Raw genomic sequence first — 25,911 nt, 5'->3', positions numbered from 1 at the left:
CGCTGGTCCACCCCGGGGGGCCGCGCGGTCGCGCGGTCCACGTCGCCCGCCCCACTTTAAAGGCCCTCGACCCCCCCGTGGGGGTGTCGCCGGGCGGGGCCCCCCCCCCGACGCGTGTCCCGCACCGCAACAAGTCGCCCCACGGCAGCTACCGCGACTACTACACCGACGCGACGCGAGCGAAGGTCGCCGAGGTCTACGCAGCAGACCTCGACGCCTTCGGCTACACCTTCTGAGCAGTCGGCCGCTGGGCGTCAGCTCGCGCGGTACTGCTGCCAGGCGTCGCTCATGCGGGCGACCTGTCCGGCGGTGAACTGGTACATGCAGGAGTCCTGCGTGTAGTCCATGTAGTTGTGGATCGGGTCGAGGCCCGGTGCGGTGCAGGTGTCCGCGCCGGTGGGGCAGTCGAACTGCGGGGTCGCCTCGGCCGGGGTGTCGGCGACCTGGTCGCCCTGGCCCTTACAACCGCCCTGGAACGTGTGGTAGAGCGCCAGCCAGTGGCCGACCTCATGGGTGAGGGTGTCGCCGAGGGCGTACTTGCCGGCGGTGCCGCCCGGCATCGACTCGTCGAGGATCACCACGCCGTCGCTGGTGTCGAGCTTCTTCTTCGGGAACGTCGCCCAGCCGAGGAGGTCATCGCCGATGTTCGCCGTCCACACGTTGAGGGTGTTCTTGCCGCCCACCCGCGTCGCGGCCTTCATCTGCCTCTCGACACCTCCCGGGGTGACGCCGTACCACGCGTCGTTGTAGGAGAAGTCGATGCGTTGGAGGGCGAACCGGAACGGCGTCGCGGCCGACGACTGCGAGCCGGTGCGTCCGGCGTACGCCTCGTTGAGGACACCCACCTGGGCGTTGACCAGCGACGCGAGCCGGTCCTCGGCGGCGGAGCCGTTGCTCTGCTCGGCGGCCGGCAGGACCACGTGGAAGTAGGTCGGGACGGTCACCGAGGCGGCGGCGAGGGTGCTGGCGTCGGCGAGGGAGGCGTACTGCTCACCCGACCCGTCGAACAGCTGGGGCTCGAGCTTCTTGGATCCCTCGCGGACGCGCGCCGAGGCTGACGCCCCGTGGTCGTCGGCACAGGCGGCGACCTGTGGCGAGGAGGCGAGAGCGGCGGCGGGGACGGCGGCGGTGGCGGAGAGCGTCGTGGTGGCGAGCGCCAGCGAGCCGGCCACCACGACCGAGCGGAGGAGACGGGAGTGAGGCATGCCGAGATCACCTGTCTGTCGGGGGGTGGGGTCCGCAGCAACCTAACCGCGCGGTCAGGAATTGGACAGAGGCGTGTCCTCTTTCCTCGGCGCGTCCGTGCTGCCACCCTTCGGCCGTGGACGCACTCGACTCCTGGACCCGGTCCGAGCACACTGCCGACGTCAACGGCGCCCCGACCACCCACCCAGTCTGGCGCCGCGGCACCGGACCGGGGGTGATCGTGGTGCACGAGATGCCCGGACTCACGAACGGCGTGATCCGCTTCGGCGACGAGCTCGTCGAGGCCGGCTACACGGTGCTGCTCCCCCACCTCTTCGGGCCGGCCGGGCGCGAGTTCAGCAACCTCGACGTGGCCCGCGCGATGCCGGGCATCTGCATCAGCCGGGAGTTCACCAAGCTCGCCCGCGGCGTGACGACGCCCGTCGCCGGGTGGCTGCGCTCGCTGGCCCGCTCGCTGCACGCCGAGCTCGGCGGGCCGGGCGTGGGTGCGCTGGGCATGTGCTTCACCGGCGGCTTCGCGCTGGCGATGATGGTCGAGGAGTCCACCGTCGCCCCGGTGGTCTGCCAGCCCAGCACGCCGTTCATCGGCCTACCCGGTCGCGCCGCCGACCTCAACCTCTCCCCCGCCGATGCGGACGTCGTACGCCGCCGCGCCGCCGAGGGCTGCGCCGTCCTCGGCATCCGCTACGCCTCCGACCCGCTCCCCGGCACCCGCTTCGACACCCTCACCTCGCTCATCGGCGACGCCTTCGTCAAGGTCGAGCTCGAGGGCAAGGGCCACTCCACGGTCACCGAGCACCGCTCGCAGCGCGCGGTCGACGCGATCCTCGACTTCTTCGGCGAGCGGCTGCACGCCTGACCCGCCGGGTCTCGCAACGTCAGCGGTCCAGGGAGACGATCAGCCGGCGGACGGTCCCGAGCGCACCGCGCGCGATCTCGGGAGCTGTGTCGCGGTAGTAGGTCGTCGCGCTGATCGAGGGAGCCAGCGCGAACCCACGCGCTCGTCGGTACGCCGCCTCGTCGAGGCCGACGGTGGTCCGGTAGAGGTCGGCTGCGGACTCGGGGAGGTAGCCCCACATCGCGTTCAGCTCGATCGCCGGGTCGCCGCGTCCGGCGGCGCCCCAGTCGATCACGGCCGCGAGACGGCCGTCGCGGACGAGGAGGTTGCCCTCGTGCAGGTCGCCGTGGAACCAGCAGGGCTTGCCGTCGTACGCCGGCGCGGCGAGGGCGTCCGCCCACACCGCGAGCACCGCGTCGCGAGACACCTCGGCGGGGTCGGCCTTCGCGGTCCACTCCTGCACCCATGGGTCGAGCGCGGCCAGCGGGGCACCGCGCCCCTCGGTCTTCACCGGTCCGTCCATCCCGGGGACCGCGCGACACTCCCGGACGAACGAGCCCAGCGACACGGCCCACTCGTCGGGATCGAAGGTCTCCCGCGTCGGGTTGTCGCCCTCGATCCACGGCACCACCGTCCAGTGCCACGGGTAGCCCTCGCCGGGCTGCCCGAGCGCGACCGGCGCGGGGATCGGCAGCGTGAGGTGCGGCGAGATCCGCGGCAGCCACTCGTGCTCCTGCAGCGCCGACTCGGCGGCCCAGTGGATCCGCGGCATCCGGACCAGCAGGTCGTCGCCGAGGCGGAACAGCTGGTTGTCGGTGCCGATCGGCGGCAGCCGGCGCAGCGGCAGCCCGGCCCACTCTGGCTGCTGGGCGTCCACCAGGCGGCGTACGGTCCCGTCGTCGATCGCGATCTCGTCCGCGTGCATCCCACTCATCGGACAGCAACGTAGTACCGGCGAGTAGGTTTGGTCGTGTGAGTTTCCTGCGCCGCCAGGCCATCGTCGCCGCCCTGACCGCCAACGCCCTCCGCCCGCCCCGCGGCCAGCGGAGCGGGCTCGCCGCCTTCCCGGCCGGCTGGCTCTTCGGCGAGAGTGCCCCGCAGATGCTGGCACTGACCGCGCTCGACGCCGCGACGCACCTCACGAAGGGCCGCCGCACGGGCTGGAAGGCCAAGGCGGGCCTCGCCCTGGCCGGTGCCAGCGCGCTCGGCCTGACCCACATCGTCCGGCAGAGCCGCCAGGCCCGGGACGGCTTCGAGGACGCGCTCGTCGAGGGCCTCGGCGTCGACTACGTCGAGCAGCTCGACGAGGTCCCCTCGCCCGCCGACCTCGCCACCCCGTGGCGGCGGCTCGCTCGCCCCTTCAGCTTCGCCGACGACGCGGTGAAGGTGATCAGCAACCTGCCCTACACCGAGGCCGGCCGCCGCGGCCACCTCGACATCTACCTGCCGGCCGGCGAGGACGCGATCAAGGACGCCCCGGTCCTGCTCCAGGTCCACGGCGGCGCGTGGATCCTCGGCCAGAAGGAGCAGCAGGGCCGCCCGCTGATGAACCAGATGGCCGCCAAGGGCTGGGTGTGCGTGGCGATCAACTACCGCCTCTCCCCCCGCGACCCGTGGCCGGCGCACATCGTCGACGTGAAGCGCGCGATCGCGTGGGTCAAGGACAACATCGCTGACTACGGCGGCGACCCCGACTACGTCGTGATCACCGGCGGCTCGGCGGGCGGCCACCTCGCCGCACTGGCCGCGCTGACGCCGGGCGACCCGGAGTTCCAGCCGGGCTTCGAGGACGCCGACACCAGCGTCCGGGCGGCGGTGCCGTTCTACGGCGTCTACGACTTCGCCGGCTCGACCGGCCTGACCAACGCGATCGCGATGCGCGACACGTTCCTGGGCCCGCGCGTCCTGAAGACGACGTGGCAGGACGCTCCCGAGGTCTACGAGGCCGCCTCCCCGATCCTGCGCGTCACCCCGGACGCACCCGACTTCTTCGTCATCCACGGCGACCACGACAGCCTGGTGTCCGTCGACCAGGCGCGGATGTTCGTCGCCGAGCTGCGGCGCACGTCGACGAGCTCGGTGGTGTACGCCGAGGTGCCGGGCGCCCAGCACGCCTTCGACGTCTTCCACTCCATCCGCAGCGCTCACGCGGTTCGTGCGGTCGACCGCTACCTGTCCTGGCACTGGAACACCTGGCGACACGGCCTCGAGGCCGACAGCGGCGTCGAGCCCGAGCAGGTCGCCGAGCTCGACGACCGTGCAAGCTAGCCGGCCTGCGTGATGAAGCCGACCTGGTTGCCCGCCGGGTCGGTCATCAGCGCCAGCGAGGTGCCGCCGCCGACCTCCCTCACGGGACGTACGACGGTCCCGCCGGCCGCCTCGACCTCGGCGACCTTCGCGGCCAGGTCGTCGGTCTGCCAGTAGACGACGGGTCCGGCCATCCGGTCCCGCTCGCCGTTGGGGTTGAGCCCGATCTCCTGGCCGTCGAGGTTGAAGCCGACGTAGTAGGGCGTGTCGGTGTGCGGCTCGGTGCCCCACGCGACCGTGTAGAACGCGGTGGCGGCGGCGAGGTCGGGGGTCGGGATGACGATGGTGTGGTTGCTCATGACTGCTCCTCGGGGTGTGGTGGTGACTTCACCTGACCTGACGAGTGGGCGCGTCCGGGTGTGACCGGGTGGGAGAACTAGGCTCGCGTCCCGTGATGCCCGCCGACCTCCTCGCCCACGCCCGCGCCGCGAAGGGCTTCATGCCTGAGGACGAGGGCGAGATGCTGCACCGCCAGGCGCGCGAGCGCCTGCCGCACGGTCCGGCGCTCGAGGTCGGCACCTACTGCGGCAAGTCCGCGATCTGGCTCGGCGCCGCCGCGCGTGAGGTGGGCGGCACGGTGTTCACGGTCGACCACCACCGCGGGTCGGAGGAGAACCAGGCCGGCTGGGAGCACCACGACGACTCCCTCGTCGACCCCGACCTCGGCCTGATGGACACCCTCCCGACCTTCCGGCGCACCATCGCCGACGCCGGCCTCGAGGACCAGGTGGTCGCCGTCGTCGGCCGGTCCGACACCGTCAGCCGCTGGTGGCGTACGCCGCTGTCGTTGCTGTTCATCGATGGTGGCCACGGCGTCGAGCCCGCTCGCACCGACTTCCGCGGATGGGCGCACTGGGTGATGGCCGAGGGCCTGCTGGTCATCCACGACGTCTTCCCCGATGCCGCCGACGGCGGACGGCCGCCCTACGAGGACATCTACCTGCCCGCCCTCGCCAGCGGCGCTTTCACCGAGGTGGAGGCGGTGGGTTCGATGCGGGTGCTACGCCGGACGGCCGGTGGCGCCGGCGACCCGCTCTGAGGCGCAGCCGCACTCGAGCCCGATCTCGGCGAAGTCCGGCGCCAGCGTCGTGCCGCGCATGATGTCCGCGCCCGGGGTGCCCTCAGACAGGGCGTCGACGGCGAGGATGACCGCCGCGGCCGTGTAGGTGGTCTGTTCCACGGGCCAGTTGACGCCCTCCGGGAAGACGTAGCCGGTCCAGTACGAGCCGTCGTCGGCGCGCAGGTGCTGCATGTCGGCCAGCAGCCGCAGCGCGCGCTCGCGGTCGCCGAGGGCCTCCAGCGCGAGCACCAGCTCGCAGGTCTCGGCGCCGGTCACCCACGGGTTGGCGGACACGCAGCGGATGCCCAGGCCGGGCTCGACGAAGGTGTCCCACCGCTCGGCCAGCAGGTCGTACGCCGCCGCGCCGCGCACCGCCCCACCGAGGACCGGGTAGTACCAGTCCATCGAGAAGGTGGACTTGTCGAGGAAGAGGTCGCGGTGCTCGCGCAGCGCGTGGCCGAGCCGGCCGCCGGCCAGCTCCCACTCGACCTGCGGCTCCCCGACCAGCTCGGCGAGCGCGACCCCGGCGCGCAGCGAGTGGTGGATGCTCGACGAGCCGGCGAGGAGCGCCTCCTCGTTGACCTTCGCGGGCGCGCCGTCGTGCCACTCCTGCGACCACGCGACGCCACCGAACGGCAGCTGCATCGTCACCACGAAGTCCAGCGCCCGGCGCACCGTCGGCCACATCCGGCGCACGAACACCTCGTCGCGGGCGACCAGCCAGTGGTGCCAGACGCCCACCGCGACGTAGGCCGACATGTTGGTCTCGCCGGAGTGGTCCTCCACGACACCGCCGACGATCTTCATCGGCCACGATCCGTCGGCTCGCTGCGTCCCGCGGACCCACGCGTACGCGCGCTCGGCGGCCGCGTGCTCGCCGCCGACCATCAGTGCCATCGCCGACTCGACGTGGTTCCAGACGTCGGTGTGCTCGCCGACCGACCACGGGATCGCTCCCGAGGGCTCCTGGGCAGCCGCGATCGTGGCGGCGGTCTGCTCGACCTGGCCGCGCGTCAGGATGTCCTCGATCGCGGGGGTGGCTCCCATCAGTCGGATGCCGCCGGCTTGGTGAAGTAGAGCACCATGCTCTTGCCGATCAGCGGGTCGAGGACCTTGCCCGCCACCTGCAGCGCCCGCGGGTTCTCCATGATCTCCCAGACCAGCAGCTTGTGGTACGCCCTGGCGAGCGGGTGGTCGTCGTTGGTCACGCCGACGGCGCACTTGATCCACCAGTAGGGCGAGTGGAGGCCGTGCGCGTAGTCCTTGCCGGTGAAGGTCATCCCGGCCTTGGTGACCTTGTCGACGAGCTCCTCCTGCGTGTAGATCCGGATGTGGCCGCCCTCGACGTTGTGGTAGTCCTCGGACAGCTTCCAGTTGACGATCTCGGGGAACCACCGCGGCACGCTGACCGCCAGGGTGCCGCCGGGACGCAGCACCCGCACCAGCTCGTGGATCGCCTGGATGTCGGCGGGGATGTGCTCGAGCACCTCGGCCGCGACGATCCGGTCGAACTCGCCGTCGGCGAACGGCAGGGCGAGGGCGTCGCCCTCCTTCACGTCGGCCTCGGCGCCGGCCGGCACCTCGCCCGCGTCGCGCATCGCGGCGAACCACTCGCGCACGGTCGCCAGCTCGTCGGCGTCCTGGTCGAAGGCGATGACGTCAGCACCGCGCTTGTACATCTCGAACGCGTGGCGGCCCGCGCCGCAGCCCATGTCGAGCACGCGCTCACCCGGCCGGAGGCCGAGCCGGTCGAAGTCAACGGTCAGCACGGTGGTTCTCCTTGTCACGCCTGTAGTCGGCGATGGTCTCCTCGTAGGCGGCGGCGGTGGCCTCGGCCACGGCACGCCAGCTGAACAGCTCCTCGACCCGGGCGCGGCCACGCGCGCCCATCGCCGTACGCCGCTCGGGGTCGTCGAGCAGCGCCGCGAGTGCCTGCTCCAGCTCGCCGACGTCACCCGGCGTCACCAGGTCGGCGCACTCGCCGTCGGGGCCGACGACCTCGGGGATCGCGCCGGCGCGCGAGACGACGAGCGGGGTCGCGCAGGCCATCAGCTCGGCGGTCGGCAGCGAGAAGCCCTCGTAGAGCGACGGCACGCAGGCGACCTCGGCCGAGCCCATGACCCGGACCAGCTCCTCGTCGCTCACGCCGTTGACGAACTCGACCCGGTCGGCGATGCCGAGCTGGTCGATGAGCTGCTCGGTGCGCCCGCCCGGCTCGGGACGGGTCACCAGCACCAGCGAGACCTCGCGCTCGACGCCCAGCTTGGCGAAGGCCTCCAGCAGCGTCGCGATGCCCTTCATCGGGGCGTCGGCGCTCGCCATGGCGAGGATGCGACCGGGCACGCGCGGCTCGGTGGGCGGCGCGAAGACGTCGTCGACGCCGAGCAGGATGGTCTGCAGACGGGCCGGGTCGACGCCGAAGTCGCGGGCGACGTCGCGGCTCGAGGACTCCGAGGGCGTGAGCACCTTGCGGTAGCGCTTGGCGATCTTCGTCTGCATCCGGAGGAAGCCGTACCAGCGGCGCAGCGTCAGGCGCTTGCGCCAGGTCGGCGCGGTCTGCAGGTCGATCCGGCGGTCCATGGTGATCGGGTGGTGGATCGTGGCGATGACCGGGAGCCCGTAGGTCTCCAGCTCCATGATCCCGGTGCCGAGCACCTGGTTGTCGTGGGCGATGTCGAAGTCGCCGGCACGGTCCTTCATCAGCCGCGCGATGCGCGAGCTGAAGGTCTTCGGCTCGGGGAACCCGGCCGTGCACATCGTCAGGAACTCCTCGACGTCGATGCGGTCGCGGAACTCCCGGAGCCTCGGCACCCGGAACGGGTCGGGCTCGCGGTAGAGGTCCAGGCTCGGCACCTCGGTCAGCGTCACGCCCTCGTCGAGCACGGGGTACGGCTGCCCGGAGAACACCTCCACCTCGTGGCCGAGGCGGACCAGCTCACGGCTCAGGTGGCGGATGTAGACGCCCTGCCCACCGCAGTGGGGCTTGCTCCGGTAGGACAGCATGGCGATGCGCACGGGGACATTATGCCTACTGGCCGGTAGGGCCCTCGCGGTCAGCCTTCGCTGGAGTGGCCCGGGAAGACGTGGGCGGTCGGGTCGATGGCCACCGCGGCGTTGTTGACCGCCGTCGCCGCCTCGCCGAAGCCGACCGCGATGAGCCGCACCTTGCCGGGGTAGTCGGTGATGTCGCCGGCGGCGAAGACGCGCGGCAGGTTGGTGCGCATCGCCGAGTCGACGACGACGTGGCGCTTCTCGGTGACCAGGCCCCACTGCTGGATCGCGCCGAGGTCGGCGACGAAGCCGAGGGCGGCGACCAGCGCCTGCGCCTTGACGGTGCGGAGCTCCTCGCCGTCGACGCTGATGTCGACCTCCTCGAGGTGGCCGTCGCCGCGCAGCTCGGTGACCTGGGCGTTGGTGACGATCTCGACGGTCGAGTCCTTCACAGCGGCGACGGTGCGCTCGTGGGCGCGGAAGGCGTCCCGCCGGTGCACCAGCGTGACGGACGCGGCGATGGGCTCCAGGTGCTGGGCCCAGTCGAAGGCGCTGTCGCCGCCGCCGACGATCACCACGTCCTTGCCGGCGTACGGCGCGAAGCTGGGCACGAAGAACTCCATGCCGCGCCCGACCCAGCCGTCGCCGGCGGGCAGCGGTCGCGGGCTGAACTTCCCGATGCCGGAGGTGATGAGGACGGCCCCGGCGGTGATCCGGGTGCCGTCGTCGAGCGTCACCACGACGTCGTCCTCGCGGTGCTCGAGCGTGGTCGCCGTGCGGTCCAGCAGGTACGTCGGGTCGGCGGTGGCGGCCTGCTCCACGAGTCCCTCCACCAGGTCGCGGCCCTTGATGCTGGGGAAGCCCGCGACGTCGAGGATCGCCTTCTCGGGGTACATCGCGGTGATCTGGCCACCGAGCTCGGGCAGCGAGTCGACCACCACCACGCTCATGCCACGGAAGCCGGCGTAGTAGGCGGAGTAGAGGCCCGTCGGGCCGGCTCCGATGATCAGCAGGTCGGTCGTCACGTCGTCCACGCCGCGATCCTTCCCATCCCCGGCTCCCGCCACAAGGGTCCCCTCACAGCGCGTCCAGCTCGCTGACCAGCCAGTCGCCGTCGACGAGCCGGAGCGTGACGAGCACCCGGTCGAGGTCGAGCGTCGGCTTCTCGAGGTCCTTGCTCTCGGTGGACTGGTTCACGAACACCAGCACCCGGGCGTACGACGTGGTGGCGTGCACGAGTGCCCGGCCGACGACCTCGGCCGACACCACCCGGTGGTCGCGACGGCTCGACGTGGCGACGCCGGCCATCGTGCGGTCGTACTGGTCGAGCATGCCGCCGGTGAGCAGCGCGCGGGCCGCGGCCTTGTCGTCGGCGAGGGAGTCCCAGGACCAGCTGTAGACCCGGGCGGCCGCGTCCTCGGCCGACCGGAGGACCGTGTCGCGGACGTCGGCGGAGGCGACGGTCGCGTCCTCGGCCGCCGCGCTCGTGACGTCCGCGCCGGACGTGTCGTCGCGCTGGGTCCACAGCCAGCCGAGGGCGACGGCCGCGACCAGGACCGCCACGGCGAGCACGGCGGCGACGCGCTTCTGGGTCATCGGGTCACCTCACGAACCTCAGGCTGCTGGTGAGCCACCGGTCGCCCTCGCGCACCAGGCCGAGCTCGAGGCGGTAGTAGCGCACCTGGGGCTGCTCGGTGCGGGTGTTCGTCACGGTGCTGTTGGCGGCGACGAGCACGGTGGCCGAGTCGTCGCCGAGGTCCGAGACGCCGAGGGCGACGACCTCGCCGGCGGAGGTCGCCCGGGTTCGCGTCGCCTCCCGCGTGAGGCGCCTGCTCTGCGACTCGTACTGCTCCCGGAAGTCTCCGGTGGCACCGTCGAGCACCCGCTCGACGACGACGTCCATGGTGCGGTGGTCGACGGTCAGGAACGCCAGCGCCTCCGAGCGGGCGGCGGCGGCCACCTCCTGCTGGGCCGCGGTGAGCTCCTCGTCGGCCGACTCCGCCGACCCGGCCAGCAGGACGATGCCGGTCAGCAGGCCGGCGAGCACGACGGAGAGCGCGCCGATCAGCCAGATGGTGCCGCGTCCTCCCACGCCGCCGAACCTAGCCCAGTCGAGGGTCCCCGCGCCGCTGATCGACGTGCCTAGACTTCGTGCCCGTGAGACGGCAGATCGAGCACCTGACTGCGCACCCCTCCGCGATGCTGCTCGGGGCACAGCTCCTGCAGGTGCTGGCGTGGCCGTTCCTCGAGGGCTCCGTGGTGGGGCGCTCGTTCCTCGGCGTCATCGGGATGCTCGCCGTGGGCTCCGCGGTCCTCGCGGTCCGGCGTACGCCGAACGTGAGCCGGGTGGTGTTCTTCCTGGGCGCTCCCACGATCGTCTTCACCCTGCTGGAAGCCGTGTTCTCCGACACCGAGCCGCTCGTGCTCGTCTCGGGCCTGCTGCACGCGCCGTTCTACTTCTACGTCTCCTACGCGATGCTGCGCTACCTCTTCCACGACGACGTGATCACCACGGACGAGTACTACGCGACGGGCGCCGCCTTCACCGTGGTCGCGTGGGGCTTCGCCTACCTCTTCGCGGCCGTGCAGGTCGTGTGGCCCGACTCCTTCTCCAACGCCGGCGGCTTCGACCACACCTGGTTCGAGCTGCTCTACCTGTCGTTCTCGACCCTGACCAGCGTCGGACTGTCCGACATCGTCGCGGTCGGCGCCCAGGCCCGCTCGATCCTGATGGTCGAGATGATGGTCGGCGTGTTCTACATCGCGATGGTGGTGGCCCGCATGGTCGGGCTCACCATGATGCGGCGCCGCTGAGCGGCTCAGCCCTCCCAGCCGGCGGGGCGGTCCTTCCTCGGCAGCTTCGAGACCACCAGCCGGTAGGACTCCTCGACGGCCTCGACGAGCTCCTCGTCGGGGATCGCGCCGCCGAAGGCGAGGTCGTTCCACCCCGACCGGCCGATGTACGCCATCACGCTGGCGTCGTCGGGGTAACGGTGCAGCCACTCGTCGGCCACCTCGCGCGTCGCGCCGGCCTTCACGCCCACGCCCCCGGCGCCGAGGAACGCGAAGATCTTGCCCTTCTCGCCCGGCCCGACCTTGAAGACGGGGTGCTCGTGGTCCCACGGGTTGTCGGGCCAGGCGCCGGGGAAACCCGCGCAGACCTCCTGCATCCGCCTGACGTCCACGCCGCTCCCCCGTCCGGGTCAGTCCTCGTCGTCGTCCTCGTCGTCGTCGTCGAGGAGACCCTCTCGCTCGGCAGCCTCCACGATCCGGCGCACGTTGTCGATGGCTCCGCAGTCGGCGTCGAGCTGCGCGTTGCGCTCGATGGCGAAGGCCTCGCCGAGCTCGGCCCGGACCTTCTCGCCGACCTCCTCACGCGCCGGGTTGAGGATGGTGAGCTCCTCCTCGGTGAGGTGGTGGTTGAGCGCGGTGGCCAGCTCCTCGACGGCGTCGTCGAAGGCCTGCGTGTCGGTGCCCTTGAGCTCGAGGACCTTGAGCATCGCCTCGTGCCCCTCGGCGTGCTCCTCCTCGCCGTGCTCGGCCTCGTGCGCGGTGATCGCGTCCTTGCGGCGCAGCTTGGGGTAGACGTGCTTCTCCTCCGCCTCGGCGTGCGCGACGTGCAGCGCGGCGAGCGCCTTGCGCACGGCGTCGCGGTCGGACGTGCTGTCCCGCAGCTGGCGCATCAGCGCCTCGAAGCGGCGGTGGTCCTCGAGGATCAGGTCGATGACGTCGCCCGACACCGGGCGACCGAGGTCGATGGGAGTGCTCATGGGACGACGCTAGCCGCGGCCGCGTCGCCGGAGGATCACCCCTGCGGGTCACACCAAGGTCCATGTTTGCGGCGTGTGGCTTCCCCCAGGGCCCCGGACTCCCTAGGGTCAGGCCCGGTGCGTCTGCCGCGGGGGCAGGCGACGACAACCAGGGGGTTACTTTCGCATGTCCATGTATCGACGAATGGCCGGTGCCGTGGCCGTCAGCCTCGCGGCCGGCGCCATGGCCGTCACCGCCCAGCCGGCGCAGGCCGCCAGCGCCACCGAGGGCTTCGACAACGTCGCAGCCCTGACGACCTGGAAGGTCGTGAACCTCAGCGAGCCCACGGCGACGACGCCGAAGCCCTCGTGGTCCCAGGGCGACGCGTCCAGGTTCGCGGCACACGCCGGCGCCACGAACTCCTACGCCGGGGTGAACTACAACAGCGGCGGGGCCGACGTCAGCACGTGGCTGATCATGCCGCAGCAGACCAGCCTGTCCAGCACGGACGTCCTCAACTTCTGGTCCCGGTCCGAGGGTGGCAACTACCCGGACCGCCTCGAGGTCCGGATGTCGACCAACGGCTCGTGCAGCCCGGGCACCACCACCGACGGCGTGGGTGACTTCACCACGCTGATCGGCGGCATCAACCCCGGGCAGGCCGTCAACGGCTACCCGACCGCGTGGACGCAGTACAACCTCCCGCTGACCGGGCTGAGCACGACGAACGTCTCCGGCTGCCTCGCGTTCCGCTACTTCATCAAGGACACCAGCAAGGCCGGCCAGTACATCGGCATCGACTCGCTGACCTTCACCGACAGCGCCTCGACCGCCTGCACCACGGCGAACGCGACGGCCACGTCGGCGCAGGCCACCGCCACCGCGGCGTCGGCCCAGGCCACGTCGGCCAAGAAGGTCTACAAGAAGGCCAAGAAGAAGCTCAAGAAGGCCCGCAAGGCGCTGAAGAAGGCCACCCGGTCCGAGGTCGCCAAGGCCGAGAAGAAGGTCAAGAAGAAGCTGAAGGCGAAGAAGAAGGCCAAGAAGAAGTACAAGAAGGCGAAGACGGCCTTCGCCTCCGCCCAGACGGCCCTCGCGACGGCGCAGACCGGCGTCACGAGCAGCTGTCCCTGATCCACCCTCACCGACGGCGGACGGGTCATCCCGTCCGCCGTCGGCGCGCCGTGCCTACGATGGGCGTCGTGCCAGGCATCGAGGTGTGGAGCCAGTTCGACCACGACCCACGCAACTCCGCCAATGCGCCGATGCGCGCCTCGGACAAGGACCGCGCCGTGATCGAGACGGTGCTCGCCGACGCCTTCGCCGAGGGCCGGCTCACCCGGGCCGAGTACGACGAGCGCGCCGACGCTGCGCTGGCCAGCCGGACCCTGGGCGACCTGGTGCCCCTCGTCGCCGACCTCCCGGTCGCGGCGAGTGCCCCGTCGACGCCATCGGTGGTCGACGAGGCCAACCGCGCCTACGTCACCGAGCGCCGTCAGGCGATCTGGGGGTTCCTGTCCGCGTCGATCGTCTGCTGGGTGATCTGGTTCGCCACCGGGATGGACTTCCCGTGGCCGCTCTTCGTGATGCTCGGCACCGGGCTCAACGCCGGACGCGTCATCTTCATGAAGGACGAGATCATCGGCGCCGAGAGGGCCCGCCTCGAGAAGAAGCAGCGCAAGGAGCTCAGGAAGCGCGAGGACGACGCGTAGGCCCGCTCGTCACTTGGTGGCTTCCATCATCTGCCTGAGCTCCCTCTTGAGCTCGGAGATCTCGTCGCGCAGGCGCGCGGCGACCTCGAACTGGAGCTCGGCGGCAGCGTGCTTCATCTGCTCGGTGAGCTCCTGGATCAGCTCGGCGAGGTCGCTGCTCGGGATGCCGGCGGTGTCGGGTGCGTCGTGGTGGATCCGCGACAGCGCAGGCGTGGGCGACTTGCCGGCCTTCACGCCGCCGGCACGCCCCTTCTGGCCGACGTCGGCCCAGGTCTTGAGCAGCTCCTGGGTGGTCTCGTCCTCGCGGGCGAGCATCTCGGTGATGTCGGCGATCTTCTTGCGCAGCGGCTGCGGGTCGATGCCGCGCTCGGTGTTGTAGGCGACCTGGATCGCGCGACGACGGTTGGTCTCGTCGATCGCCGCCTCCATCGACGGCGTGATCTTGTCGGCGTACATGTGGACCTGGCCGGACACGTTGCGCGCGGCACGGCCGATGGTCTGGATCAGCGACTTGTCGGAGCGCAGGAAGCCCTCCTTGTCGGCGTCGAGGATCGCCACCAGCGACACCTCGGGGAGGTCGAGGCCCTCGCGGAGCAAGTTGATGCCGACGAGGACGTCGTACTCGCCGAGGCGCAGGTCGCGCAGCAGCTCGATCCGCTTGAGGGTGTCGACCTCGGAGTGGAGGTAGCGCGTGCGGATGCCGGCGTCGAGGAGGTAGTCGGTGAGGTCCTCGGACATCTTCTTGGTCAGCGTGGTGACCAGGACCCGCTCGCCCTTCTCCGCCCGCGACCGGATCTCGTGGATGAGGTCGTCGATCTGTCCCTTGGTGGGCTTCACCACGACCTCGGGGTCGACCAGGCCGGTCGGGCGGATGATCTGTTGGACCGTGTTGTCGACGCCGCCGACGCGGTCGAGCTCGTAGTTGCCCGGGGTGGCCGAGAGGTAGACCGTCTGGCCGATCCGGTCGACGAACTCGTCCCACCGCAGCGGACGGTTGTCCATCGCGCTCGGCAGCCGGAAGCCGTGGTCGACCAGGTTGCGCTTGCGCGACATGTCGCCTTCGTACATGCCGCCGATCTGCGGCACCGCGACGTGGGACTCGTCGACGACGAGCACGAAGTCCTCGGGGAAGTAGTCGAGGAGGGTGTTGGGGGCGCTGCCGCGGGTGCGTCCGTCCATGTGCATCGAGTAGTTCTCGATGCCCGAGCACGAGCCGACCTGCCGCATCATCTCGACGTCGTAGGTCGTGCGCATGCGAAGGCGCTGCGCCTCGAGCAGCTTGCCCTGCTTCTCGAAGGCGGCCAGCTGGTCGTCGAGCTCGAGCTCGATGCCCTTGATCGCCCGCTCCATCCGCTCGGGGCCGGCGACGTAGTGGGTCGCGGGGAAGACGTGCAGCTCGGTGTCCTCGGAGATCACCTCGCCGGTGATCGGGTGGAGCGTCATCAGCCGCTCGATCTCGTCGCCGAAGAACTCCACGCGGACCGCGAGCTCCTCGTAGACCGGGAAGATCTCGAGGGTGTCGCCACGCACGCGGAAGGTGCCACGGGTGAAGGTCATGTCGTTGCGGGTGTACTGGATCTCCACCAGGCGCCTCAGCACGGAGTCGCGGTCGTGCTCCTCGCCGACCTTGAGCCGCAGCATGCGGTCGACGTACTCCTGGGGGGTGCCGAGGCCGTAGATGCAAGACACCGTCGAGACCACGATCGTGTCGCGGCGGGTGAGCAGGCTGTTGGTCGCGGAGTGACGCAGCCGCTCGACCTCCTCGTTGATCGAGGAGTCCTTCTCGATGTAGGTGTCGGTCTGGGGGACGTAGGCCTCGGGCTGGTAGTAGTCGTAGTAGGAGACGAAGTACTCGACTGCGTTGTCGGGGAACAGCTGGCGCAGCTCGTTGGCGAACTGCGCGGCCAGCGTCTTGTTGGGCTGGAGCACCAGGACCGGTCGCTGGAGCTGCTCGGCCACCCAGGCGACCGTGGCGGTCTTGCCGGTGCCGGTCGCGCCGAGGAGCACGACGTCCTTCTCCCCACCCTGGATCCGCCCGACGATCTCCTTGATCGCCGCCGGCTGGTCGCCGGAGGGGTCGTAGTCGGAGACCACCTTGAAGGGGGCCACCCGGCGCTGGAGATCGGTGACTGGACGCATGCGTCGAGCCTACGACGCGCCACCGACAACGGGTCCTGACGTGTCCTACGCTCGCACCGTGCCCGACCCGAGCCAGCCGCCGGACCGCGTGCTCGACCTGTTCGCGGCCGAGGGCGTCCTGGAGCGCCTCGAGGGCGGGCAGGGCACCAGCTGGCGGGCCGGTGACCTCGTCCTCTCCCCCGGGCACGACGAGTCGGAGGCCTGGCTGGCGCCGGTCCAGGCGCGGCTCGCGGTGCGGCTCGACGAGCAGTCGCCGCGCTCCGTCCGGCTCGCGCTGCCCGTGCCCGCGCGCGACGGCAACCTGACCGTCGACGGCTGGGCGGCCACCCGCTTCGAGCCCGGCACGACGCACTGCCGCGACCTCGGCGTGCTCCGGGCCACCGCGCACCTCCTCCACGCCCACCTGGCGAGCGCGGTGCCGTCGCGACCGGCGGGGCTCGACGCGCAGACCGATCGCTGGGGCCGGGCGGACCACCAGGCGTACGACGCCGACGCGGCGCTGCAGGCCGCCACCGACCGGCCGGAGCCGGGCCTCGGCGACCTGGTCGGACGGCTCGTCGCCGGGCTCGAGCCGGCCGACCTCGGACGCGAGCAGCTCGTCCATCGCGACCTCGCGGGCAACGTGCTGCTCGACGCGTCCGGCGTACCGCTCGTCATCGACCTGTCCCCCACCTGGCGCCCACCGCTGTGGGCCGAGGCGGTCTGCGTCCTCGACGCCGTGCTGTGGCTCGGTGCACCCGCCGGGGCGCTCGACGCCTGGCGCTCGGGCACGGAGCGGCAGGCGATGCTGCGGGCCGTGCTGTTCCGCGTGCTGTCGGACCGGCCGTGCGACGTGGAGCGCTACGCGGCCCTGGCCCTGGCCTGAGGGCCTACGCTGCCGTCATGGTCGACGGGGACGCAGCGGACAGCGGACGACGCACGTGGCTCTACGTCCTGGGGTTGGCCTGGGCGTTCTTCGGGCTGGTCACGATCGTCGACGGACGCCCGCTGCTCGGGTGCGCACAGCTCGTGTTGGGCGTGGCCAACCTCGCCGCCGCTCGGTCGGAACGGTTCGCGGCCTTCGCGGACGGGCCGTTGTCCAAGCGGAAGTGAGCAGCGGCCGCTGGACCGTGATCGCTAGATTGTCCGCGTGACCGCCGCCCGCCTGCTGACCACCGTTCGGCGGGGCCTGCTCGGGCTCCTCGGCCTCCAGCTCGGCCTCGCGGTCGCGCTGTCGCTCGTCGACTCCTACCGGCGGCGTGGCAAGAAGCCCAAGCCGTTCCCGGTCACCGGCCCGGCGACGGTGCCTGTCGGCGGCGGTGAGATCACGACGTACACCTTCGGGCGCGACCTGTACGACGACATGCTGGCCGCGATCGACGGTGCGAAGAAGCAGATCCTCTTCGAGACCTACATCTGGAAGGGCGACGAGATCGGGTGGAAGTTCAAGACCGCCCTCACCGCCGCGGCGGCGCGCGGCGTCGACGTGCACTGCATCTACGACGGTTTCGCCAACGTGGTCGTCTCCCCCGCCTTCAAGCGCTTCCCGCCCTCGCTGAAGGTGCTGCGCTACCCGATCTGGACCGCCGGGCTGCGCTTCTGGGACCTGCGCCGCTACGGCCGCAACCACCGGAAGATGCTGGTCGTCGACGAGGAGGTCGCCTTCCTCGGCGGCTACAACATCGGCTCTGCCTACGCCACCGAGTGGCGTGACACCCACGTCCGGATCACCGGCCCGGGCGTGTGGGACCTCAAGCGCTCCTTCGCCGACTTCTGGAACCTCAACCGCCGCCACCGGCTGCGCCGCAACGAGCGCCCGCTGCTGCTGGAGACCGCCTCGGACTGGGACCCGCAGATCAGGATCCACCGCAACATCCCGCGCCAGTGGAACTTCCCGATCCGCAGCATGTACCTCGAGGCGATCAACCGGGCCAGCCGCAACATCTGGCTCACCACGGCGTACTTCCTGCCCGACCAGGACTTCGTCGACTGCCTCGTGGAGGCGGCCCGGCGGGGCGTCGACGTACGGATCCTGCTGCCGCTGAAGTCCAACCACATCGTCGCCGACTGGATCTCGCGCGGCTACTACGGCCAGCTGCTCGGCGCCGGGGCACGGATCCTGCGGTTCAAGGACGCGATGGTGCACGCCAAGACGGCCACCATCGACGGGAGCTGGGCGACCGTCGGCACGGCCAACATCGACCGCCTCAGCCTACAGGGCAACTACGAGATCAACCTCGAGGTCATCGACCCGGCCTTCGCGGCGGTGATGGAGGAGGTCTTCGCGACCGACGAGTCCAACAGCCTCGAGCTGACGCTGGACGAGTGGGAGGCCCGCGACCTCAACCGCAAGTTCACCGAGACCTTCCTCGGCCCGCTGCGTCCCCTCCTCTGACGTCGTGACGACGGAGACCACGGGCGGCTCCCGGCTGTCCCCTCTCGCGACGCCGGCCTTCCGCTGGTTCTTCATCGGCCAGGTGGTCAACCGGCTCGGCTCGTCGATGGCCGGCGTGGCGCTGGCGTTCGCGGTGCTCGACATCGACGACTCGGCCGCCGCGCTGGGCTGGGTCACCGCCGCGTCGAGCATCCCGATGGTCGTCCTCATGCTCCTCGGCGGCGCGATCGCCGACCGGCTCCCCCGCGCCGTGGTGCTCCGCGGCTGCAACACCGTGCAGGGCGTCGCACAGGCGCTCACCGCGGTCCTGGTCATCACCGGGACCGCCGAGATCTGGCACCTCGTGGTCCTCCAGGCCGTCGCCGGGATCGTCTTCGCCGTCAGCTATCCCGCGTTCCTCGGGATGGTCCCGATCCTGCTGCCGGTCGAGGAGCGCCAGGGGGCGTTCCTGCTCATCGGCCAGGCCACGAGCGCCGTCGGTATCCTCGGACCCGCGCTCTCCGGCGTGCTCGTGGCGACGACCGGACCCGGATGGGCGCTGGGATTCGACGCGGCGACGTACCTGGTCGCGGCTGCTCTGCTCCTCCTCGTACGCCTGCCGCCCGGGGACCGCAGCACCGCCAAGCCGAGCGTCATCGGTGACTTCGTCGCCGGCTGGGCCTTCGCGCGCCAGCTCGGCTGGGTGATCCCCGCAGCGTCGTGCGCGCTGGTGTTCAACGCCCTGGTCAGCGGCGCGATCAACGTCCTCGGCCCGGTCATCGCCGACGACACGATCGGCAGCGAGGGCTGGGGCCTGGCCCGGTCGGCGCAGGCGGTCGGCGTCTTCGTTGCGGCCTTCTTCCTCGCCAAGGTCACCATCACGTGGCCGATGAAGGCGATCATGGTGGCCTTCGTCATCTGGTGCGTCCCGATGCTCGTGCTCGGCACCTACGTGGACGTGTGGCTCCTGTCCGTGGCGTTCGTCGTCGCCGGTGCCGCGCTGAGCCTCCTCGACCTCGCGTGGAACCTGCTGGTGCAGGAGAAGGTGCCCGAGGCGATGCTGTCGCGGATCATGGCGATCGACGGGTTCTTCTCCTTCGTGGCCACCCCCATCGGGCAGATCGCCGTCGGCCCTGCCGCGGTCGCCTTCGGTGCGGGCAGCGTCGAGATCGGCTGCTTCCTGATCGCCGTCGCGGTCGCCGCGTTCGCCCTGACACGGCGGCGCATCACCGACGTGCAGCTCACCGGTGCGCCGCCTCCGGAGCTCTCGACATAGCCTGCGGCCATGCCGTCCGCCCACGCCACCCTCGCGCCCCTCGTCTCCGCTGCGATCGAGAGGGCCTTCGGCGAGGAGCGACGAGGCGCGGACCCGGTGCTGCGGCCGAGCCAGTTCGCGGACCTCCAGTCCAACGCCGCCCTGCCGCTGGCGAAGGTGCTGGGCCTGCCGCCGCGCGAGGTCGCGCAGCGCATCGTCGCGGCGCTGGACGTCGAGGGCGTGTGCGACCGGGTCGAGATCAGCGGCCCGGGCTTCATCAACCTGACCCTGGCGGGCTCGTGGCTCGACTCGTCGCTCGACGCCCTCGCCGACGACCCGCGCGCGGGCGTCCCGCAGCAGGCGCCGGAGCGGGTCGTCATCGACTACTCCGCCCCCAACGTGGCCAAGGAGATGCACGTCGGGCACCTGCGCACGACGGTCGTCGGCGACGCGCTCGCGCGACTGCTCGAGCACCTCGGGCACACCGTCGTACGCCAGAACCACATCGGCGACTGGGGCACGCCGTTCGGCATGCTCATCGAGCACCTCCTCGACGTCGGCGAGGGCTCCGAGGAGGCGTTGCTCGTCGAGACCGACCCGAACTCCTTCTACCAGGCGGCCCGCCGGAAGTTCGACGACGACGCGGACTTCGCCACCCGGGCCCGGGCGCGCGTCGTCGCGCTGCAGGGCGGCGACCCCGAGACGCTGCGGCTCTGGCACGAGCTCGTCGAGCTGTCCACGCACTACTTCAACGCCATCTACTCCCGGCTCCGCATCACCCTCACCGACGCCGACCTCGCGGGCGAGTCCACCTACAACGACGACCTGGCGCGGGTCTGCGACGAGCTCACCGAGGCCGGCATCGCCACCGTCAGCGACGGCGCGCTCTGCGTCTTCCTCGACGATTACACCGGCCGCGAGGGCAAGCCGCTGCCGCTGATCATCCGCAAGTCCGACGGCGGCTACGGCTACGGCACCAGCGACCTCGCGACGGTCCGCCGCCGGGTGCGCGACCTCGCCGCCGACCGGATGCTCTACGTCATCGGCGCTCCCCAGTCGCTGCACCTGCAGATGGTGTGGGACACCGCGCGGCTGGCCGGCTGGCTGCCCGAGGGCGTCGAGCCGGTGCACGTGAAGATCGGCAACGTCCTCGGCGCGGACCGCAAGATCCTCAAGACCCGCTCCGGCGCCCCGCTGCGGCTGATGGCGCTGCTCGACGAGGCCGTCGCGACGGCGAGGGCCGCGATCGACGAGGACCGGCCCGGGTTGTCGGAGGAGGAGCGCGTGGCGCTGGCCCCGCAGATCGGCATCGGTGCGGTGAAGTACGCCGACCTGTCGGTCGCGCACGACAGCGAGTACGTCTTCGACCTCGACCGGATGGTCGCCCTCAACGGCAACACCAGCCGCTACCTGCAGTACGCCGTCGCCCGCACGCGGTCGATCTTCCGCAATGCCGGTGCCGCCACCTCAGGTGCCGTCGCCGTTACCGAGCCGGAGGAGCGTGCTCTCGGCCTGGCGCTGCTGGCGTTCGGCGACGTGGTCGCCGAGGTCGGCGAGACCCTGGAGCCCCACCGGCTCTGCACCTACCTGTTCGACCTGGCCCAGACCTACTCGGTGTTCTACGAGCGGTGCCCGATCCTCAAGGCCGAGCCACCCGTGATGGCCTCGCGCCTCGCCCTGACCGCGCTCACCCGCGACGTCCTCCTCCGCGGACTCGAGCTCCTCGGGATCGAGGCGCCCGAGGTCATGTGACCGACCGGGGCGACCGGAGCCGCAGGATCCACACCGAGACGACCGCGATCCACGCCAGCCCGACGACGTACGCCGCCGCCTGCCAGCTCGAGCGGTCGAGCACGTCGCCGTAGCGTGCCAGCGCGATGCCCTCGAGGACGACGAAGGCGACGCCGGTGAGCCCGAGCGGGCGCACCCGCTCCGCGTCGTCGATGAGCCGCGCGTGGACCGCCGCCCAGCCCAGGCCGACGAGCCAGGCGCCGACGGCCCGCCCGGTGAGCGGGGTGAGCGGCCACGACCACGCCTGCGCGGCCCACACCGGGTCGAGGAGCAGCGCGATCCCCGAGGCGAGGAGCACGACGCCGAGGCCGAGGAGCAGCCAGCGCAGGACCGCGGGCAGCGGTCGGCGCAGGCCGTCGCCGACCTCGCTGCCGACACGGGCCTGCAGCACCAGCGCGACGGCCATCGCGACGGGGACGCCGGCGTAGATGGCGAGCCAGCCCCAGGTGACGAGGCGGGCGCTGGTCGGCTGCTCGGCGCCGAGGTGGAACTTGTCGAGGTGCACCATCGTGACGACGAAGGTCAGGGTCGTGAAGACCAGCACGGTCCACACGGTCAGCCGGGCGCGCCCCCAGTCCGAGGACCGGGCGCCGGCGAGCTCGAGGACGGCGCTGGACCAGTAGGCCGCGCCGAGGAAGACCGCGGTCATCGGCACGTCGATCGTCCAGGAGAACCACTCGTCGGTGCGCGTGGTGAAGACGGTGAGCTGGAGGCCGGCCAGGAAGACCAGCAACGCGGCCACGACCAGCAGGACGCGCATCGGAAGGGCCACGGCGGCATCGCGCCGCGCGGCGTGCTGACGACTCATGAAGCCGGTTCCTCCAGCGGGTGGGCGGCGAGGTAGCCGTGGAGCGTCGCGATGACCATGGCGCCGTCTCCGACGGCCGTGGCCACCCGCTTCACCGAGCCGGCGCGCACGTCGCCGACCGCGAACACGCCCGGCAGGCTGGTCTCCAGCGGCAGCCGCATCACTCCGTCGGGCGCGGGCGTCGTGACGTCGCGACCCGTGCGGACGAAGCCGGTGCTGTCGCGCTCGAGTTCCTCGGGCAGCCACGACGTGCGCGGCATCGACCCGATGAGCACGAAGAGGCCGCCCGCAGCGACGTCCTCGGTCGGGCCCTCGCCGTGCGGGTCGCCGAGCGTGAGCCCGACCAGGCAGCCGTCGTCGACGCGTCCGCCGACGACCGCGCAGCCGTAGCGGATGGTGACGTTGCGGGTCGCCTCGAGCTGGGAGATGAGGTACTCGGACATGCTCGCCGCGAGGGACGGCCCGCGCACGACGAGGGCGACCTGGCGGGCGTAGCGCGCGAGGTGGAGCGCGGCCTGCCCGGCCGAGTTGCCGCCGCCCACGACGTACACGTCCTCCCCCGTCATCGACGGGGCCTCCGCCACGGCCGCGCCGTAGTAGACGCCGCGGCCGACCAGCGACTCGAGCTCGGGCACCTCGAGGCGGCGGTAGTCGACGCCGGTCGCGATCACGATGCTGCGCGCGCGGACCAGGCTGCCGTCGGCCATCGAGACGGTGTGGATCCCGTCGTCGGTGCCGAGGGCCTCGACCGGCCGCATGAAGGAGTACTCCGTGCCGAAGGCCCACGCCTGCTGGAAGGAGCGGAAGGCCAGGTGCGCGCCGCTGACGCCGCGCGAGAAGCCGGGGTAGTTGCGGATCAGCGACGACGTGCCGGCCTGGCCGCCCACCGCCTGCTGCTCGATCACGAGGGTCGAGAGGCCCTCGGACGACGCGTAGACCGCCGCCGCCAGACCGCTGGGGCCGGCGCCGACCACCACGACGTCGTACACCTTGTCGGGCGAGAGCGGCGTCATCAGCCCGAACGCCTCGGCGATCTCGAGGTCGCTCGGTGCGACGAGCGTGGTCGGCGGCGAGGTGAAGGACAGCATCACGACCGGGAGCTCGGGGTCCTCGAGGCCGGCGCCGGCGAGCAGTCGGGTGGCTGCCGGGCTGCCGATCTCGTAGAAGGCGACCGGGATGTGGTTGCGGCCGAAGGTGTCGCGGAGGACGTGGGTGCGCTCGTCACGCTGCTCGCCGACCAGCCGGACCGCCTCGAAGCCGATGCCCTGGGCGAGGTGCCAGTCGTCGAGGGCGTCGGAGATCGTGCCGTGGAACTCCTCGTCGCGCTGGCGCTCCGGCCGCAGCAGCAGCAGCTCGGCATGGCCGTGCGCGATCGCGGAGAAGACCTCGTGCGTGCTCCCGAAGTCACCCCAGATCGCGGCGATCGCACGCTTCGCGGAGGGGTGCAGGTTGTACGCCCGACGCAGGAAGTCGAGCCCGTCACGGTCGTCGGGGCCGTAGCACCCGATCACGAGCGCGACCTGGCGGCCCCACCGGCGCAGCCCCTCGAGCACCGCACGGGCGTGCGCGTAGCTCGCGCACACCACGACCTCGTAGTCGGCGCCGTACCTGCGCCGGAGCTCCCCACCGATCACGTCACGGGACGTCTCGTCGGTCGTGGCCAGCAGCAGGACAGGATCGACGTCGCTCATGCGGCCTCCCTCAAAGCCCTGACATCGGCATCGACGCTACCCTCGCCTCACGGGGCTGGCGACTCCATTTCTGGGGAGCAGGGTCACCGGGTGGGCAGGTGCGTGGGCACGCTCATCCGCGGGCCACGGCGGGGCCGCTCCCGTCCGCCGGCCATCGCCATGGCCGCCGCGCGGCCGCGTTGGGGACGGTAGGGCTCGAGCAGCTCGGCCATCTCCTCGTCGGTGATGTCGTGGCCGAGCAGGGCCCATCCGACCCAGTTGGCGAGGTGGTAGTCGCCGAAGCTGACCGCGTCGGGGTCGCCGAGCGCACGCTGGCGGACCTCCGCGCTGGTCCACACCCCGATCCCGCGGACCGACCGCAATCGCCGGTCGGCCTCCTCCGCGGACACCTCCGCGACCCGCTCGAGGGAGGACGCCAGCCGGCAGGCGGTCACCACCGTGCGCGACTGCGCGGGCTGCACGCCGAGGCGCAGCCACTCCCAGCTCGGGATCCTCGCGATCGTGTCGGGGGTCGGCTGGAGCATCAGCCGCAGCGGGGCGACCGGGCCAGGGGCGGGCTCGCCGTGGCGGCGGACCAGCTCGCGGAACGAGCCGAACGCCTGCTTGCCGGTGACCTTCTGCTCGAGGATCGACGGCACGAGGGACTCCATCACCAGGCCGGTCGCGCCGATGCGCCAGTGCCGGTGGCGCTTGAGCCCCTCCTCGACCTCCGGGTGGTGGGCGACGAAGCCGGTCGGGTCGTCGTCGGCGCCGAGGAGCCGGGGCAGCCGGTCGAGCGCCCACTCGGCCCCGGCGCCCCACGCGCGGGCGTGCACGTCGCCGCTCGACGGCCGCTGGTGGACGCAGAGGCTCGCCGGGCCGATCGGCGTACGCATGGCGCGCCAGATGCGGCCCGACTCCTCGTGGCGCTGGGTCGGGTCACCGGCACCGCGCCGCTGCGGACGCAGCACCTGCGCCACCGAGCAAGGCCAGTCGGGCACCCAGGTGCGGGTGCGCTCGCCGACGGTGGAGGGGGCCATGGGTGCGACGTTAGACGAGACCACCGACTAGGTTGCGCCCCATGGGCGACTCATCGAACAAGCGTGACCTCGAGACGGGCATCCAGCAGGACTTCTCACGGTCGATGTCCTACGGCGACTACCTCCGCCTCGACGTGCTCCTCTCCGCCCAGCAGCCGCTGTCCGACCCGCCGCAGCACGACGAGCTGCTCTTCATCGTCCAGCACCAGACCAGCGAGCTGTGGCTCAAGCTGATGATCCACGAGCTGCGCTCGGCGCGGGCCCTGCTGCGGACCGACGACCTCTCCCCCGCGCTCAAGCGGATGGCCCGGATCAAGCACATCCAGCACACCCTCACCGACCAGTGGTCCGTGCTCGCGACGCTGACGCCTTCGGAGTACGCCGAGATCCGGCCGTTCCTGGCCACCTCGTCGGGCTTCCAGTCGGCGCAGTACCGCGAGGTCGAGTTCCTGCTCGGCAACAAGAACGCCGACATGGTCAACGTCTTCTCCCACGACTCCCGCGCCCGGGACGCCCTCGCCGAGCTGCTGCACGAGCCGTCGCTCTACGACGAGTTCCTGGCGTACCTCTCCCGCCAGGGGTACGCCATCCCCGCGCGCCTCCTCGACCGCGACTGGTCGCAGCCGCACACCACCGACCAGGACCTCGTCGAGGTCTTCGCCGGCGTGTACGCCGCTCCTGCCGAGCACTGGGGCGTCTACGAGACCTGCGAGGAGCTCGTCGACGTCGAGGACGCCTTCCAGCAGTGGCGCTTCCGCCACCTCCAGGTCGTCCAGCGCACCATCGGCCACAAGGTCGGCACCGGCGGCTCGTCCGGCGTCGACTTCCTCCGCCGGGCGCTGAACCTCACCTTCTTCCCCGAGCTCTACGAGGTGCGCACCCGCATCGGGCAGTGACGCGGGAATTCCCCGGCGCGAGTGCATCCAGCGGTGGGGTGTGACCCGAGAAGAGGGTGACCCCTGAGCAGCCGCGGCGGCTCGCGCTCCCCCGTCGG

Annotated in this window: 27 protein-coding genes and 1 pseudogene; 13 read left to right on the top strand and 15 right to left on the bottom strand. The window is 71.4% G+C overall.

The features are described 5' to 3' along the window. Nucleotides 1-236: pseudogene (locus ACE3QY_RS14805) on the top strand (hypothetical protein); the annotation flags it as partial. 18 nt (nt 237-254) lie between these two features. Here ACE3QY_RS14805 and ACE3QY_RS14800 read toward each other — a convergent pair. Beyond that, complete coding sequence (locus ACE3QY_RS14800; RefSeq protein WP_374456785.1) at nt 255-1,205, bottom strand: zinc metalloprotease; 951 nt, start codon at nt 1,203-1,205, stop codon at nt 255-257. Nucleotides 1,206-1,321: 116 nt separating this feature from the next. Here ACE3QY_RS14800 and ACE3QY_RS14795 point away from each other — a divergent pair, with 116 nt between their 5' ends. Continuing rightward, nucleotides 1,322-2,065, top strand: coding sequence for a dienelactone hydrolase family protein (locus tag ACE3QY_RS14795; protein ID WP_374456784.1), 744 nt, complete (start codon nt 1,322-1,324; stop codon nt 2,063-2,065). A 19-nt stretch (nt 2,066-2,084) separates the two neighbouring features. On the opposite strand, the gene ACE3QY_RS14790 is transcribed toward ACE3QY_RS14795, so the two are convergent. Next, entirely contained in the window at nt 2,085-2,978 is an 894-nt protein-coding gene (locus ACE3QY_RS14790) for an aminoglycoside phosphotransferase family protein (RefSeq protein WP_374456783.1), read from the bottom strand. 38 nt (nt 2,979-3,016) lie between these two features. Between ACE3QY_RS14790 and ACE3QY_RS14785 the strand changes: the two genes are divergently transcribed. Continuing rightward, nucleotides 3,017-4,312, top strand: coding sequence for an alpha/beta hydrolase fold domain-containing protein (locus tag ACE3QY_RS14785; protein ID WP_374456782.1), 1,296 nt, complete (start codon nt 3,017-3,019; stop codon nt 4,310-4,312). Here the strand turns inward: ACE3QY_RS14785 and ACE3QY_RS14780 are convergent. Continuing rightward, entirely contained in the window at nt 4,309-4,650 is a 342-nt protein-coding gene (locus ACE3QY_RS14780; RefSeq protein ID WP_374456781.1) for a VOC family protein, read from the bottom strand. The genes ACE3QY_RS14785 and ACE3QY_RS14780 overlap by 4 nt on opposite strands. A gap of 95 nt (nt 4,651-4,745) precedes the next feature. On the opposite strand from ACE3QY_RS14780, the gene ACE3QY_RS14775 reads away from it, so the two are divergent. Then, the gene (locus ACE3QY_RS14775; protein ID WP_374456780.1) at nt 4,746-5,390 is read left to right on the top strand and encodes a class I SAM-dependent methyltransferase; all 645 of its coding nucleotides are present in this window, start codon (nt 4,746-4,748) and stop codon (nt 5,388-5,390) included. On the opposite strand, the gene ACE3QY_RS14770 is transcribed toward ACE3QY_RS14775, so the two are convergent. The 6 genes from ACE3QY_RS14770 to ACE3QY_RS14745 are packed head-to-tail and all read right to left on the bottom strand — an operon-like array spanning nt 5,352 to nt 10,494. Then, entirely contained in the window at nt 5,352-6,458 is a 1,107-nt protein-coding gene (locus ACE3QY_RS14770) for a prenyltransferase (RefSeq protein WP_374456779.1), read from the bottom strand. The genes ACE3QY_RS14775 and ACE3QY_RS14770 overlap by 39 nt on opposite strands. Beyond that, nucleotides 6,458-7,180 (bottom strand): class I SAM-dependent methyltransferase, encoded by a 723-nt coding sequence (locus ACE3QY_RS14765; protein ID WP_374456778.1) that lies wholly within the window; start codon nt 7,178-7,180, stop codon nt 6,458-6,460. The genes ACE3QY_RS14770 and ACE3QY_RS14765 overlap by 1 nt, the downstream gene beginning before the upstream one ends. Then, a complete protein-coding gene (locus tag ACE3QY_RS14760) occupies nt 7,167-8,426 on the bottom strand; it encodes a glycosyltransferase family 4 protein (protein WP_374456777.1) in 1,260 nt (419 codons plus the stop codon). Before ACE3QY_RS14760 ends, ACE3QY_RS14765 begins: the two co-directional genes overlap by 14 nt. Nucleotides 8,427-8,464: 38 nt before the next feature. After that, a complete protein-coding gene (locus ACE3QY_RS14755; protein WP_374456776.1) occupies nt 8,465-9,436 on the bottom strand; it encodes an NAD(P)/FAD-dependent oxidoreductase in 972 nt (323 codons plus the stop codon). 43 nt (nt 9,437-9,479) lie between these two features. Continuing rightward, the gene (locus tag ACE3QY_RS14750) at nt 9,480-9,998 is read right to left on the bottom strand and encodes a hypothetical protein (RefSeq protein ID WP_374456775.1); all 519 of its coding nucleotides are present in this window, start codon (nt 9,996-9,998) and stop codon (nt 9,480-9,482) included. Between the two features lie 4 nt (nt 9,999-10,002). Further along, nucleotides 10,003-10,494: a hypothetical protein gene (locus tag ACE3QY_RS14745; RefSeq protein WP_374456774.1), complete on the bottom strand. Its 492-nt coding sequence runs from the start codon at nt 10,492-10,494 to the stop codon at nt 10,003-10,005. A gap of 65 nt (nt 10,495-10,559) precedes the next feature. Here ACE3QY_RS14745 and ACE3QY_RS14740 point away from each other — a divergent pair, with 65 nt between their 5' ends. After that, entirely contained in the window at nt 10,560-11,216 is a 657-nt protein-coding gene (locus ACE3QY_RS14740) for an ion channel (protein WP_374456773.1), read from the top strand. A 5-nt stretch (nt 11,217-11,221) separates the two neighbouring features. Here the strand turns inward: ACE3QY_RS14740 and ACE3QY_RS14735 are convergent, their stop codons facing one another. Continuing rightward, on the bottom strand, nt 11,222-11,587 hold the full coding sequence (locus ACE3QY_RS14735; protein WP_374456772.1) for an MmcQ/YjbR family DNA-binding protein: 366 nt from the start codon (nt 11,585-11,587) through the stop codon (nt 11,222-11,224). 18 nt (nt 11,588-11,605) lie between these two features. Further along, nucleotides 11,606-12,172 (bottom strand): hemerythrin domain-containing protein, encoded by a 567-nt coding sequence (locus ACE3QY_RS14730; protein ID WP_374456771.1) that lies wholly within the window; start codon nt 12,170-12,172, stop codon nt 11,606-11,608. A 172-nt stretch (nt 12,173-12,344) separates the two neighbouring features. On the opposite strand from ACE3QY_RS14730, the gene ACE3QY_RS14725 reads away from it, so the two are divergent. Together ACE3QY_RS14725 and ACE3QY_RS14720 are read left to right on the top strand one after the other, a co-directional pair. Then, the gene (locus ACE3QY_RS14725) at nt 12,345-13,283 is read left to right on the top strand and encodes a choice-of-anchor J domain-containing protein (RefSeq protein WP_374456770.1); all 939 of its coding nucleotides are present in this window, start codon (nt 12,345-12,347) and stop codon (nt 13,281-13,283) included. Between the two features lie 68 nt (nt 13,284-13,351). Next, nucleotides 13,352-13,861: a DUF1707 domain-containing protein gene (locus ACE3QY_RS14720; RefSeq protein ID WP_374456769.1), complete on the top strand. Its 510-nt coding sequence runs from the start codon at nt 13,352-13,354 to the stop codon at nt 13,859-13,861. A gap of 9 nt (nt 13,862-13,870) precedes the next feature. Here ACE3QY_RS14720 and uvrB read toward each other — a convergent pair whose 3' ends face one another. Continuing rightward, nucleotides 13,871-16,000 (bottom strand): excinuclease ABC subunit UvrB, encoded by a 2,130-nt coding sequence (uvrB, locus tag ACE3QY_RS14715; RefSeq protein WP_374456768.1) that lies wholly within the window; start codon nt 15,998-16,000, stop codon nt 13,871-13,873. A 58-nt stretch (nt 16,001-16,058) separates the two neighbouring features. Here uvrB and ACE3QY_RS14710 point away from each other — a divergent pair, with 58 nt between their 5' ends. From ACE3QY_RS14710 to argS, 5 genes are read left to right on the top strand one after another with little or no spacing between them, the layout of a single operon-like run. Further along, nucleotides 16,059-16,865, top strand: coding sequence for a hypothetical protein (locus ACE3QY_RS14710; protein ID WP_374456767.1), 807 nt, complete (start codon nt 16,059-16,061; stop codon nt 16,863-16,865). Between the two features lie 17 nt (nt 16,866-16,882). After that, complete coding sequence (locus ACE3QY_RS14705) at nt 16,883-17,092, top strand: hypothetical protein (protein ID WP_374456766.1); 210 nt, start codon at nt 16,883-16,885, stop codon at nt 17,090-17,092. A 37-nt stretch (nt 17,093-17,129) separates the two neighbouring features. Further along, the gene (locus ACE3QY_RS14700) at nt 17,130-18,374 is read left to right on the top strand and encodes a phosphatidylserine/phosphatidylglycerophosphate/cardiolipin synthase family protein (protein ID WP_374456765.1); all 1,245 of its coding nucleotides are present in this window, start codon (nt 17,130-17,132) and stop codon (nt 18,372-18,374) included. Between the two features lie 4 nt (nt 18,375-18,378). Then, nucleotides 18,379-19,629 carry an MFS transporter gene (locus tag ACE3QY_RS14695; protein WP_374456764.1) on the top strand — a complete coding sequence of 417 codons (1,251 nt, stop codon included), beginning with the start codon at nt 18,379-18,381 and terminating at the stop codon, nt 19,627-19,629. 9 nt (nt 19,630-19,638) lie between these two features. Then, nucleotides 19,639-21,360, top strand: coding sequence for an arginine--tRNA ligase (gene argS / locus ACE3QY_RS14690; protein WP_374456763.1), 1,722 nt, complete (start codon nt 19,639-19,641; stop codon nt 21,358-21,360). On the opposite strand, the gene ACE3QY_RS14685 is transcribed toward argS, so the two are convergent. The 3 genes from ACE3QY_RS14685 to ACE3QY_RS14675 form a co-directional block, all read right to left on the bottom strand. Further along, nucleotides 21,353-22,207: a hypothetical protein gene (locus ACE3QY_RS14685; RefSeq protein WP_374456762.1), complete on the bottom strand. Its 855-nt coding sequence runs from the start codon at nt 22,205-22,207 to the stop codon at nt 21,353-21,355. The two genes, argS and ACE3QY_RS14685, sit on opposite strands and share 8 nt — an antisense overlap. After that, the gene (locus ACE3QY_RS14680) at nt 22,204-23,898 is read right to left on the bottom strand and encodes an FAD-dependent oxidoreductase (protein WP_374456761.1); all 1,695 of its coding nucleotides are present in this window, start codon (nt 23,896-23,898) and stop codon (nt 22,204-22,206) included. Before ACE3QY_RS14680 ends, ACE3QY_RS14685 begins: the two co-directional genes overlap by 4 nt. An 83-nt stretch (nt 23,899-23,981) precedes the next feature. Continuing rightward, nucleotides 23,982-24,917, bottom strand: coding sequence for a DNA-3-methyladenine glycosylase (locus tag ACE3QY_RS14675; RefSeq protein WP_374456760.1), 936 nt, complete (start codon nt 24,915-24,917; stop codon nt 23,982-23,984). A 41-nt stretch (nt 24,918-24,958) separates the two neighbouring features. Between ACE3QY_RS14675 and kynA the strand changes: the two genes are divergently transcribed. Then, nucleotides 24,959-25,813 carry a tryptophan 2,3-dioxygenase gene (kynA, locus tag ACE3QY_RS14670; protein ID WP_374456759.1) on the top strand — a complete coding sequence of 285 codons (855 nt, stop codon included), beginning with the start codon at nt 24,959-24,961 and terminating at the stop codon, nt 25,811-25,813. Nucleotides 25,814-25,911: the final 98 nt, after the last annotated feature.

It is taken from the genome of Nocardioides sp. (assembly GCF_041913365.1).
GTDB lineage: Bacteria > Actinomycetota > Actinomycetes > Propionibacteriales > Nocardioidaceae > Nocardioides.
The sequence above is the reverse complement of the archived record's forward strand: the minus strand, read 5'-3'. Positions and strand labels throughout refer to the sequence as shown.

What these genes read in the sequence shown, in the direction of transcription:
- ACE3QY_RS14730 (WP_374456771.1), bottom strand. Translation starts at nt 12,172, where the DNA reads ATGAGCACTCCCATCGACCTCGGTCGCCCGGTGTCGGGCGACGTCATC.
- ACE3QY_RS14675 (WP_374456760.1), bottom strand. Translation starts at nt 24,917, where the DNA reads ATGGCCCCCTCCACCGTCGGCGAGCGCACCCGCACCTGGGTGCCCGAC.
- ACE3QY_RS14680 (WP_374456761.1), bottom strand. Translation starts at nt 23,898, where the DNA reads ATGAGCGACGTCGATCCTGTCCTGCTGCTGGCCACGACCGACGAGACG.
- ACE3QY_RS14725 (WP_374456770.1), top strand. Translation starts at nt 12,345, where the DNA reads ATGTATCGACGAATGGCCGGTGCCGTGGCCGTCAGCCTCGCGGCCGGC.
- ACE3QY_RS14750 (WP_374456775.1), bottom strand. Translation starts at nt 9,998, where the DNA reads ATGACCCAGAAGCGCGTCGCCGCCGTGCTCGCCGTGGCGGTCCTGGTC.
- ACE3QY_RS14685 (WP_374456762.1), bottom strand. Translation starts at nt 22,207, where the DNA reads ATGAGTCGTCAGCACGCCGCGCGGCGCGATGCCGCCGTGGCCCTTCCG.
- kynA (WP_374456759.1), top strand. Translation starts at nt 24,959, where the DNA reads ATGGGCGACTCATCGAACAAGCGTGACCTCGAGACGGGCATCCAGCAG.
- ACE3QY_RS14790 (WP_374456783.1), bottom strand. Translation starts at nt 2,978, where the DNA reads ATGAGTGGGATGCACGCGGACGAGATCGCGATCGACGACGGGACCGTA.
- argS (WP_374456763.1), top strand. Translation starts at nt 19,639, where the DNA reads ATGCCGTCCGCCCACGCCACCCTCGCGCCCCTCGTCTCCGCTGCGATC.
- ACE3QY_RS14800 (WP_374456785.1), bottom strand. Translation starts at nt 1,205, where the DNA reads ATGCCTCACTCCCGTCTCCTCCGCTCGGTCGTGGTGGCCGGCTCGCTG.
- uvrB (WP_374456768.1), bottom strand. Translation starts at nt 16,000, where the DNA reads ATGCGTCCAGTCACCGATCTCCAGCGCCGGGTGGCCCCCTTCAAGGTG.
- ACE3QY_RS14705 (WP_374456766.1), top strand. Translation starts at nt 16,883, where the DNA reads ATGGTCGACGGGGACGCAGCGGACAGCGGACGACGCACGTGGCTCTAC.
- ACE3QY_RS14770 (WP_374456779.1), bottom strand. Translation starts at nt 6,458, where the DNA reads ATGGGAGCCACCCCCGCGATCGAGGACATCCTGACGCGCGGCCAGGTC.
- ACE3QY_RS14775 (WP_374456780.1), top strand. Translation starts at nt 4,746, where the DNA reads ATGCCCGCCGACCTCCTCGCCCACGCCCGCGCCGCGAAGGGCTTCATG.
- ACE3QY_RS14780 (WP_374456781.1), bottom strand. Translation starts at nt 4,650, where the DNA reads ATGAGCAACCACACCATCGTCATCCCGACCCCCGACCTCGCCGCCGCC.